The organism is Pedobacter sp. ASV12, from assembly GCF_016429155.1.
In the GTDB taxonomy this organism is placed as follows: domain Bacteria; phylum Bacteroidota; class Bacteroidia; order Sphingobacteriales; family Sphingobacteriaceae; genus Pedobacter.
Genome location: NZ_JAELUC010000102.1, coordinates 1 through 11584 on the forward strand (window position 1 = coordinate 1; position 11584 = coordinate 11584).

Annotated in this window: 10 protein-coding genes; 9 read left to right on the plus strand and 1 reads right to left on the minus strand. The window is 45.6% G+C overall.

Annotated elements, in window-relative coordinates; genetic code table 11:
* The 7 genes from JHD69_RS17380 to JHD69_RS17410 form a co-directional block, all read left to right on the plus strand.
* Positions 1 to 1530: hypothetical protein (locus tag JHD69_RS17380; protein WP_199141618.1), on the plus strand; the 1530-nt coding region annotated here is incomplete at its 5' end.
* 38 nt (positions 1531 to 1568) lie between these two features.
* Positions 1569 to 2330 carry a hypothetical protein gene (locus JHD69_RS17385; RefSeq protein WP_199141619.1) on the plus strand — a complete coding sequence of 254 codons (762 nt, stop codon included), beginning with the start codon at positions 1569 to 1571 and terminating at the stop codon, positions 2328 to 2330.
* Positions 2331 to 2357: 27 nt separating this feature from the next.
* The gene (locus tag JHD69_RS17390) at positions 2358 to 3113 is read left to right on the plus strand and encodes a hypothetical protein (RefSeq protein WP_199141620.1); all 756 of its coding nucleotides are present in this window, start codon (positions 2358 to 2360) and stop codon (positions 3111 to 3113) included.
* A gap of 7 nt (positions 3114 to 3120) precedes the next feature.
* A complete protein-coding gene (locus tag JHD69_RS17395) occupies positions 3121 to 4407 on the plus strand; it encodes a gliding motility-associated C-terminal domain-containing protein (protein ID WP_199141621.1) in 1287 nt (428 codons plus the stop codon).
* A 37-nt stretch (positions 4408 to 4444) separates the two neighbouring features.
* Positions 4445 to 5425, plus strand: coding sequence for a PorP/SprF family type IX secretion system membrane protein (locus tag JHD69_RS17400; RefSeq protein ID WP_199141622.1), 981 nt, complete (start codon positions 4445 to 4447; stop codon positions 5423 to 5425).
* Positions 5426 to 5458: 33 nt separating this feature from the next.
* On the plus strand, positions 5459 to 7423 hold the full coding sequence (locus JHD69_RS17405) for an OmpA family protein (RefSeq protein WP_199141623.1): 1965 nt from the start codon (positions 5459 to 5461) through the stop codon (positions 7421 to 7423).
* 74 nt (positions 7424 to 7497) lie between these two features.
* A complete protein-coding gene (locus JHD69_RS17410; protein WP_199141624.1) occupies positions 7498 to 7803 on the plus strand; it encodes a hypothetical protein in 306 nt (101 codons plus the stop codon).
* A 470-nt stretch (positions 7804 to 8273) separates the two neighbouring features.
* Here the strand turns inward: JHD69_RS17410 and JHD69_RS17415 are convergent, their stop codons facing one another.
* Entirely contained in the window at positions 8274 to 8525 is a 252-nt protein-coding gene (locus tag JHD69_RS17415) for a hypothetical protein (protein WP_233166008.1), read from the minus strand.
* Between the two features lie 90 nt (positions 8526 to 8615).
* Between JHD69_RS17415 and JHD69_RS17420 the strand changes: the two genes are divergently transcribed.
* Together JHD69_RS17420 and JHD69_RS17425 are read left to right on the plus strand one after the other, a co-directional pair.
* Positions 8616 to 8879: a hypothetical protein gene (locus JHD69_RS17420; RefSeq protein WP_199141626.1), complete on the plus strand. Its 264-nt coding sequence runs from the start codon at positions 8616 to 8618 to the stop codon at positions 8877 to 8879.
* A gap of 877 nt (positions 8880 to 9756) precedes the next feature.
* Positions 9757 to 11490 (plus strand): recombinase family protein, encoded by a 1734-nt coding sequence (locus JHD69_RS17425; protein ID WP_199141627.1) that lies wholly within the window; start codon positions 9757 to 9759, stop codon positions 11488 to 11490.
* Positions 11491 to 11584: the final 94 nt, after the last annotated feature.

Below are 11584 nucleotides of genomic sequence, written 5' to 3' on the forward strand. Positions count from 1 at the left end.
AAAGGCGATACGGGAGCTGCCGGTCCTGCTGGTGCTACTGGCCCCGCCGGTGCGACAGGTGCCCAAGGTCCAAAAGGGGATACCGGTGCCCAAGGTTTGAAAGGAGATAAAGGCGATACGGGAGCTGCCGGTCCTGCTGGTGCTACTGGCCCCGCCGGTGCGACAGGTGCCCAAGGTCCAAAAGGGGATACCGGTGCCCAAGGTTTGAAAGGAGATAAAGGCGATACGGGAGCTGTCGGTGCGACCGGTGCTATTGGCCCCGCCGGTGCGACAGGTGCCCAAGGTCCAAAAGGGGATACCGGTACGCAAGGTTTGAAAGGAGATAAAGGCGATACGGGAGCTGCCGGTCCTGCTGGTGCTACTGGCCCCGCCGGTGCGACAGGTGCCCAAGGTTTGAAAGGAGATAAAGGCGATACGGGAGCTGCCGGTGCGACCGGTGCTATTGGCCCTGCAGGTGCGACAGGTGCCCAAGGTCCAAAAGGGGATACCGGTGCCCAAGGTTTGAAAGGAGATAAAGGCGATACAGGCCCCGAAGGTGCACCTGGAGTTGGAGGTGTAACCACTGTAACTGCTCCTTTAACTATATCAGGCGCTGGAACCACTGCATCCAACTATAAGATAGCTGTAGGTAATGCTACAAGCACAGCAGTAGGTGTGGTAAAGCCAGGTACAGGATTGTCGGTAGGTACAGACGGCGCACTTTCTGTAGACCCAACAAATATTTCGACCGGAAAAAACATTGTTGCAACAGGTATAACGGTTAATGGGGGTGCAAATTCGGTGTTAATGGATGTAACCTTGACGGCTAAAGCCAACAACGGCCTATCTGTGGGGACATCGCCAGATGATAACGTACAATTAGGTGGGGCTTTAACCAAGGCAACAACTATCGCTACAAGTGGCCAAACTTTAAATATTACTGGACTGCCAACTGGGGCTGCCACAGATAACCTGGTTGTTTCGACTATTGGCGGTCAATTGAAAACCATTGCCGCTTCGGCGTTGGCAACTGAACCTTGGCTCAATCAAACCGGTGGCACGCAGGCTACGGCGAACACCCAAAACATCTACCAGATGGGCAATGTAGCCGTTGGCGCAACTACTATCCCAACGTTTACTGCGGGAACAGAAACCATAACGCCCAAATTCCATGTGGCGGGCGATATTTCCACCACTGGCAAAATCTGGACAACCAACAGTGTATATGCCGATTATGTATTCGAAAAATATTTCAAAGGACATTCAGACATTAAATCTGATTACCAGTTCAGGTCATTGGCCTACGTGAAAGATTTCATCATGCAAAACAGCCATTTGCCTGGCGTGAGATCGATCAGCGACCTGAAGAAAGGAAATAACGGCTACACCTTCGACGTGACTGAGTTAAGTATCCAAAGCCTAGAAAAAATAGAGGAACTCTACCTGCATACCATCGAACAAAAAGAGAAAATAGACAAGCAACAGGCCGAACTAGAAGAGGTGAAAGCCCGCTTGGAAAGGATAGAAAAATTGTTGCTAGACAAGAAATAGCCTTTAAGCAAACTTGATCAACACTAAAAGACAGTTACATGAAAAAATTGATTTATATAGTTCTTATCGTTCTTCCGGGCCTTGCTGCAGCACAGGTTAGAACCGGAGTAAATACCCAAACCCCTACTACAACGCTCCATGTTAAGCCCAGTGGTACCGAAGACCCCCTAAAGGTAGAAGGCATCAAAGCCGGTTCGGGACTGTTTTTGGTACTGGATAACAATGGCGTAGTTAAAACCTCTACAGATAAAAGCAATCTCGCTTTCGTGCTTCCTGCGATCAGCAATACAACGGGACTGGCCTTGACCAGGACATCGCAAACCGGATCGGTAAACTATACGGAAAACTCGGCTCCGGCAAACAGTATTCCGACAGGAGGCGTAGCAGGAAGCGGTTCGTGGACCAAAATTCCAGACATGGAGTCTTCGTTTAATATTGCTGTTGCGGCCAATACCTTGAGCATTACTGCCGAGGGCATGGTGCAGTATAACGGTACTTTGGCTTTAGGATCGGCGGTATCGTACGCTTTGGGTATATTTTTAGACGGCAAGTTGATTGCTACGCGCACGTTTATCCTGGCCAGCGATGGTTTTGCCGGCTCTTCTAACCGCTGGAGCATTTTAGGGCAAGCCAGCAATCTTTCGGTAGGCGCCCATAAAATAGAACTCTATGCCACCCGCAGAAACACAGTTGGTACAGGACCAGAAGACCTGGCTATTGCCCAGCCGGCAGCAAGTTCTACACTTTTGAACCAGTTTATGGCCAAGGCTGTATTGCAAATCAACGGAGTTTACAATTAGCAAGGCAATCACTCAAAACTAAGAACAATGAAAATCTATGATCAATATCTCTTCCTCCTATTGCTTGTCCTTTGTACTGCCTCGCTGGTAAAAGCACAAGGGAGCATGGGTGCAAATACAAAACCTCCCCTCACAAGGTTGCATATTAAACCAAGCGGTACCGATGATCCGTTGCGACTCGAAGGTGTAAAAACCGGCGCAGGGCCGTTTTTGGTGGTCGATGACAATGGGGTGGTAAAAACTACGCCTGCTCGGAACAGCTTTGCCTTTGTACTCGAACCCGTAAGCAATACTACAGGATTGGAGCTGAGTTCGGAAACCGGAGCCCTGGCTTATACAGAAAATTCCAGCCCAACGGGCAGCCTCTCGGGAGGTAGCGCGTGGACCAAAATTCCAGGCATGGAAATTAATTTCAACATTATAGAAGCCGTTAATTCCTTAAATATTAAGGCCGAAGGGATGGTACAGTACCTGGGTAAGGTTATGTCGCCCGGAATGTCGGTTAGCTATGCCATAGGAGTTTTTCTCGATGGCAAATTAATAGCCGCACGGCCTGCTGTTTTAATAGGAGACGGCTTTTCCGGCACGCTCGACAAATGGACCATTTTGGGACAAGCCAATAATTTGAGCCTGGGTTCGCACACCATTGAGCTTTATGCTACCCGCAGGAGCAATGTGGCGGCAGCCGATGCAATTTATATAGCAAGACCAGCCACCAACAGCGCCTCGCTCAACCAATTTATGGCCAAAGCGGTATTGCAGGTTAATGGGGTGTACAATTAGATCGAACATGAAAAAATACCTACAACTAATCGCATTGTCGATTTTGGTGCTGCGTGGCTTTCATCTTAAGGCCCAAACCGGATCGCAAAGTCTAACAACCGATAATTCTGAAGTTTATATTGCTGCGGGTACTACCGAAATCCGTTATGCAGAAGGGAGCTATTTTGGTCCAAAGGCCAATTGGACCATCGATGGTACCTTGGAAATTTATAGCAAGAACATCTGGATCGCCGGCGGCGCCACCTTTACCGGAAAGGGCAAGATCGTTATCTATAACCCGGGCGATAATCCATTTTACATCGATATGGCTTCAGGGCCAACACGTATTGACGGGAACAATAGTGCCTTTATCAACCTCGTGCTAGAGCATCGCAATAACAACAATGCTATACTCGCAGATGTGGCAGACCCGGGCTATGGCACCGATAATCCTGCAGGAGCCGAAGCTGCTGCGTTCAACATCGGTGGCAACCTCAATTTGGCGGTTAATGGGGCTAATATCATTCTTAACAACAATAATTTGGGCTTTAGCGCCAGCGGACAAATCAGTAATTATGGCGCAAGCCGTATGGTGGTAACGGGTAACAGCAGCAACGCACATTTGGTGAAGACGTATGCGGCTCCGGGCACCTTTGTATTTCCCGTGGGGATTTCGCTAGGCGATTATACCCCTGCAACTGTTGCTGCCAAATCGGCCGGAAAGGTATTCGTGAGCGTGGAAGATTTTTTGGAATCCAGTGTAGGTATAGATCCCAAAATGGGGATGAACCGCAATTGGCATATTTTGGCCCAGGCGCCCATGCGCGTCGATCTCACCTTGCAGCACAACCAAAACACCAGTGGAAGCTTGTTTAAAGATGTCAACGCCGGTATTGCCCAGTACTTGGGTGCCGGCAAATGGGATGTAACCAAAGGAACTAACCCAAGTTTGGGCGTACATACACGCTTCAATGTAGGCTTGGTGGCCAGCGAGCTTGCCAATGGTGTTTGGTTTACCAAATTGGCCGTTTCTGGGACCACCCTGCAGATTCCTAATCTTTTTACACCTAACGGCGATGGCATTAATGATGTTTTCGAAATCAGAGGGCTTGATCTTTTTGCCCAAAACGATCTCGTCATCGTCAATCGCTGGGGCAACGAAGTTTTCAGGGCCAACAGCTACCAAAACAACTGGACAGGCGAAGGACTGAACGAGGGCACCTACTACTACGTATTGCGCGTAAAGGAAACAGCCGGCTCTGAGTGGCAAGTGTTTAAGGGCGCTGTAATGTTTGTGAGGTCATTTAAAAAGTAAGAACGATCCGATGCCTTTTAACCATAAAACGACTACCATGAAATCAGTTACCAAGAAAATAATTATAGCGATTGCCTTGTTGCTAGCGATGGCAGACACGAGCTTTGGCCAGCAGGATGCCCAGTTCAGCCAGTATATGTTCAATGGCATCTATATCAATCCGGCTTACGCAGGTTATCGCGAGCAGTTGAACCTGCATGCCTTTTACCGCAACCAATGGACAGGAATAGAAGGTGCGCCGAAAACACTTTCGGTAGCGGTAGATGCTATTGCCAATAATGGCAATGTAGGGCTTGCCCTGCAGGTTTCTAGCGACCAGCTCGGGGCCCAGCGTAACTTGGCAGCCTATGCCAACTATGCCTATCGCCTGCGCACCAACGAAGACGGTACTTCGAGGTTAGCCTTGGGGTTTGGTGTTGGCGTAGTGCAGTTGGGCATTAATGGCGCACTGCTTAATCCCAACGATCCCGAGCCTAACCTGCCTAGCGGAATGCAAAGTACCATTGTTCCTGATGCAAGAGTAGGCATCTACTATTCGAACGATAGGTTTTACGCCGGACTTAGTGCAGATAACTTGGTTTCGCAGTACATTGATATCAATAGGTATGCCCTTATTCCGCAACCGAAACCTCATTACTATCTGACAGCTGGCATGTTGTTGCCACTTAACGAGAACTTTCAGCTCAAGCCCTCTTTTTTATTGAAAGACGATCGTGGCGGGCCTACCAGTTTAGACGTGAATGCATTCTTGATTATGGCTGACCGCGTTTGGATCGGGGGCTCTTACCGAACGGGCGTAAAGCTTTACAACAAATCCTACCTGCAAAAAGACCTGAGCAACCTCAATTCGGCGGTAGCGGCCATCCAAGTCTTTCCATCAAAGGAATTCAGGATCGGCTATGCCTACGATTTTTCGATCGGGCCATTGCGGGGCTATAGCAGCGGTACCCACGAAATTTCCGTTGGTTGGTTCTTTGGCAAAAAGCTGATCAGGATGTATGGACCAAGATATTTTTAACACTTAGACAAATAACGTTTCAATTTGATCACCATGACCAGAACAAGCCGACTGAACCTGATACTGCTCATTGCATTGCTGCTATGTACATCGATAGGCGCAAAGGCACAATATATTTTGAAAGAAGCTGATGCAGCTTACGAGCTCTTCAATTATGCCAAGGCCATCGACCTATATGAGCAGGCTTACCAAAAGCGCCAAAGCCTGCACGCTGCCGAACGCCTGGCCGAATGTTACGAGCTGACCAATAACTACAAGGAGTTTGAAAGCTGGGCAGCCATTGCCGCAAACATGGAGGTAAGCAGTCCAGAAAATACCTTGCGTTATGCCAAGGCCTTGCAGCACAATCTCAAATACAACGAGGCCAAACTACAATACCAAAAATACCTGCAGTTGAATGGCAAGGTGCCGGCCACACAGAAAAGCCTTTGGCTTCTTTCCTGCGATTCGGCCATGCTTTGGATGAAAAACCCAAAATCCACAGCAATCGTTAACCAGAAACAACTCAATTCGCCACAATCAGATTGGGGCGTTGTTAAACTGGCCAGCGCGCTAGTGTTCGCTTCTGATAGGGCTAATCCTGAAGATACCCTTGCCCAAAGCGCATCAAGAAAGCCATTTTTAAAATTTGACGGTGCGCAGCAGCCCAGCAAAACCATTTATGGGTGGACAGGTAACCATTATTACAAACTGTATGAACAGAACGGAACAACAGTCGCCTTCTTTAAGGCACCGTTCGGCACTGACTATCATGTGGGGCCGGCAAGCTTTACCGCCGATGACAACGAAATGTTCTTTACGCTGACTCGGATTCCCAAAAACCCGGAGTTTATGAAAGGCAAACTGGCAACGGTTAACCTCGAAATCTACAGCAGCCAAAAAGACGCTAATGGAAACTGGAAAGCTCCTGTTTCTTTTCCCTATAACAATGTGAACCAATATTCGCTCGGCGACCCTTTTATTAGCAAGGATGGAAGCATTCTGTACTTTTCGGCCAATCTGCCGGGAGGCAAAGGTGGGCTAGATCTTTATGCCAGTTTCAGGACTGAAAACGGTGGATGGGGCAAACCCATCAATCTGGAAGAATTCAATACCGAAGGCAATGAACGGACGCCTTTTTTTGATGGCGACGAGACTTTTTACTTCAGCAGCGACGGTTGGATCGGCATGGGAGGACTCGACATCTTTAAATCGGTACGCAGGTCGGGAAAAATGTCGAAGCCAGTAAATATGGGCTATCCTGTTAACTCCCCACAAGACGATTTTGCTTACAGCAAAGCTGGCGAACTCGATGGCTATCTATCATCTAACCGCATTGGTGGCTTGGGCAATGACGATATTTATGGCTTTGCCGAACAACTTATACTGGCCTTTAAGCTCAACGGCATCGCCTACGATAAAAAAACCAGGCTACCCTTGGGCAATGTAGTAGTTTCACTGAACGGAGCCAACGGCAATAGCCTCAAGGTACAGACAGAAGCCGATGGAAAATTCAGCTTTAGCTTGGAAAAGGAAACAGATTATACACTTACGGGCGATAAAACCAACTTTAGGAGCGACAACGCCAGCCTGAGCACCAAAAATCTCCTGGCTTCAACCGTGTGGAAACAAGATTTGTTTCTCGAACAGATCGAACTGAACAAGGGCATCAGGCTGGAAAACATCTATTATGATTTCGACAAGTCGAATATCAGGCCAGATGCAGCCATTGAGCTTGATAAACTGGTAAAGATCATGCAAGACAATCCAACGATATGGATCGAACTCGGCTCGCATACCGATAGCCGCGGCAACAGCCAATACAACCAATGGTTGTCGCAAAGCAGAGCCAATGCCGCTGTACAGTATATCATTGATCGAGGTATTGCCAAAAATAGGATTTCAGCAAAGGGCTACGGCGAAAGCCAGTTGCTTAACCGTTGCGCAAAGGGGGTAAAATGTACAGAAGCCGAACATCAGCTTAACCGCCGAACCGAATTCAAAATCGTAAAACAATAAACAAGGCAATTACCCTAAAGGATAAGAACAATCTAGGTTTTCGCTCTCACGCTCTCTATAAATGGCCTTGAAAAATGGAAGACATCTCAGTAAAACAAATTGTAATCGCCATTGAACAATATTACGATGGCAAGCAGATCCAGGAGATCTGCGATGAGTATGAAATAGAATGTTTCGTATTTGACAACTGGCTGAAGGAATTTAAGCAGATTGCACTCGAAATGATGCAAATGAGGAACGAAAACCACAGGTTGCGCAAACTGTTTATTGAAGCCAGCCTCAAAAACGATTCGCTTAACCAGCGTTTGCAGAAACTGATCTGGCTAAGGCGCAATAGGGTAAGGCACAAGTGTATCGTCAAATGGGGCAAAAAAAAATAGACTATGTTTGTGTGGTTTTAGCTACATAAAGTAAGCAATTGGAACCAAATATATTATCTTTCAGCTTTTTATGCACTTCGTTTGATGAAAGCGATTTTTGGGGGACGTCTTCAAAAATATAGATGGATGAATGGTATTAGCCGAAGGGATAGGACGTCTTTTTAAAGTTGATACTTATATGCTGTTGCAGCTTGGGAGAAGGGATTAAATACGCCTTCACAAAAAGGATCGATGAGATAGAAGTATTATTCCATCGGTAATATCGAATTATACACCGCAAGCAACGTGTAAGGCTTGCGGTTTATTAATGCTGATGTCCAAAGACCATATGGTTTAATCTTTTCAAAAGAATGCCCCAAATGATTTTGAATTCTTCAAATTGGTGACGAGGTAAACAAGTCAACGCAACATAGTCTACAATTTAAATACTATTTTTAAATTAAAAGGTATTTATACGCAAAGCTAACCAGCTATAGTGAAAGGAGGTTATATTTTCTCATCGTTTCAAATACAAACGACCTGTATTCCTTCTCTGCCATATCGAAGCTGTTCTTTGCCGTTTCCAGTTCCGAACTTAGCTGTTCTATTGGAATGGCGCCCCTCATGCCATATAGCCTCTCGTTTGCATCGGCATAGGAGCGCGAGCATTCCTTGAACCTTCTTTGCAGTAGGTCAAGCTTTGCCAGCTCCTGTTCGTTAGGGGAATGCATATTGAGTTCCATTCTTCAATATAGGGGTTTTGCTCTGTTTTTTTACTTTGTTGGTTAATCGCAGTGCGTTAATTAGATTGAGTATCTAAATCTAAATTGGTTATGGACATAGAAAACATTGAACAAAATCTAGGCAACAACAGGTCTAAGCTTGACAAAGTGCTCAGTGAAATGCTGAACCTTATGGTAACAAATCAAGCCATTATGGAATCTGTTATGAATACCCAGCGTGATATTTTAAGGGAGTTGCTCAAAGACACAGATTATCCAATAGATGCTGAAGAATATTTTAGACTCTCACTTGATGAGATCGAAAAGAGAAAAGCCGAACTGATGGCAGATTTTGCTCACAGAACCATGGATTGACTAAAGCAACCCAGTGAATATATTTTCGATATCCGACGAGATAGGGCTTATCTCTTTCGAATCAATAAACTTTCTGTTTCTTTCTTGTCGTTTCAAACGATTTTTTCTCTCTTGCTTCAAAAGAAGCAACGGCTTTATTATTTGCAGAATCTGCAATGCTATCACTATGGATAGCATAAGGTAAATTATTGCCATGATTTTCGGTTGTTAATTGATTGAAATAGTATAAATTTGGATTATTGTTTGGGGGTTATTCCAAAAGTGGCCACATCTTTCGCCCCAAAGTGTCCACCCCGTTTCGCTTAAAAGTGTGCAGTCGGCTGATTTTAAGGCTTTTTAAGACTCTGATGATCCCTTCTGGACTCATCGTTCACCAACCATACTGAAAATAAATCCTGGCTTATCTGGAGCCTAAAAACGGCAGGTCTTTTCTGCTGTAAGCCTACCTATATATATTACTATGATCTGAGATTGCTTTGGATGCGGATTCTGGGCTTTTGCGGAGCAAAAGCGTTTTGGGGGAGCCTGCCGGATCTGCGGTCAGGCGGCTTGATGTTCTTCCAGATGGAAAGGTACTAAAAAGAAAAAGCCCTGATAGGGCTGGACAGTTTGGAACGAAACGGGGTGGATACTTTTACTGAAATACACAATCTATGCTTTAATCTTTCAATGCGTTTGTCTTTCATTCGATAGCGCATCAATATGTCCTTGTTTTGAGCATAAATCAATATGCCAGATCATGGGGGTTATTCAAAAGTGGCCATTTTTAGAATAACTTCCAATCGATATTGTTTCATTATAAAACTTATTGGATTTCGTCGCCTTTATATTTTGAGAAATAATACAGTAAGCCTCAAAAACTAAGGTAGCCGAAAAAATGGAAGATATCATTAAAGTTGGAATTTGGATACGGGTATCCACCGATAAACAAATGAGTGATGAAAGTCCTGAGCATCATGAACAAAGAGCCATACAATACATTAATGCAAAGGGCTGGAAATTAAAAACAGTCTATCGCCTGAGCGGAATAAGCGGAAAGACGATAATGGAACATTCCGAAACCCAGAGAATGCTGCGGGACATCAGATGCGGACAAATCAATGGTTTGGTTTTCTCAAGGCTAGCACGTCTCGCCAGGAACACTAGGGAGCTTTTGGAGATTGCCGATGTATTTAGAAATGCAAAAGCAAGCTTGATTTCCCTATCTGAAAACATTGACACCAGCACCCCTCCAGGAATGCTCTTTTTTACGGTCATGTCGGCTCTGGCCGAGTGGGAGCGTGAAGAAATCTCAGCTAGGGTTTCCGAGTCGGTTCCAGTTCGTGCCAATCTCGGCAAGCCGCTAGGAGGACCGGCAATATTTGGATATTCCTGGCAAAACAGAAAGTTCGTGATAAACGAAGCAGAGGCTCCGATCAGAAAACTGATATATGATATATTTCTCAGGACCAGAGGCAAGAAGACCACAGCCGATGAGCTGAACAGGCTTGGTTATCGAACACGAAGAGGAGCCCTGTTTTCGGATACTACCGTTGATCGGCTGCTCAAAGATACCACCGCAAAGGGCGAACGGATTGCCAACTATACAAAGGGTACTAAGGGAAGAAAGCGCACGGTGCTGAAGCCTAGAAATGAATGGGTCATAACCAAGTGCCCACCTGTCATCTCTCGACAGGTCTGGAACAAGGTCAATGGCATACTAGGGGAACAAGAAAGAAAAAGTACCCGCATTGGCAGAAGAAGATCTGTATATCTATTGTCCGGTTTCGTAAAATGCTTGTGTTCAAAAAAGATGTACGTCAAGGGCGCCAAGGTGTACTGTTGTAAAAGCTGCAGAATAAAAATCGCAGTTGGCAATATCGAGGAAATATATTGGAAGTACCTTTCTGATTGTCTTATGAATATCAAAATGCTGGAATCCAGCAGAAGCTCTAACATTATACAGAATAAGATGGCAGATGAACAGGTTCGGATTAAATATCGAGATGCGTTATTTACTAGGATCGATGATTTTATAAGAGATTGGAATAGCATGCCATTTGAAAGGAAGCGCTCAGCTGTAGACTCCGTTACAAAGCAGGTTTTAGTTAGTGAAAAGGAGGTTAGGATAATTTTCTCTATCAATCTATTAGTTTTATTTCATCTTGACTATGAGTACGGCGGCAACATTCAGATGTTGCCTTGTTTGCGATACGAATGCATAACCAAAAAACCGGCGCCTATTTGTTATCCTGACGCCCCAGTTTCCATAGGAGAGCATATCAGAAAGAGACGAATGGAGCTACAGCTATTTCAAAAGGATGTGGCGAAGATATGTGGAGTTACCGAAGATTGTATTGCCAACTGGGAAAAAAACAGGAGTACGCCACAGATCATCTTCTATCCGAAAATTATAGAGTTCTTGGCCTATAGTCCGCTAAGCTTTGATGAAACAAAAATTTCTGGACGTATAAAGGCTTACAGGTATAGGAATGGTATTACTTCCAAGATGCTCGGAAAACTCCAAAATATTGACCCGTCAACGGTATCAGATTGGGAAAATGGAAATTGTATCCCATCCCCTAAAAATTTATTAAAACTGGAAGCTTTATTCGGTCAATCTTCAGTATAGAGGCTGTCTCTTATACACATCTGACGCTGCCGACGAACCACGACATGTGGAGGTGTAGGGGGTGGGGGGAGGGGGAGAAAAGGGGGGGGGGGGG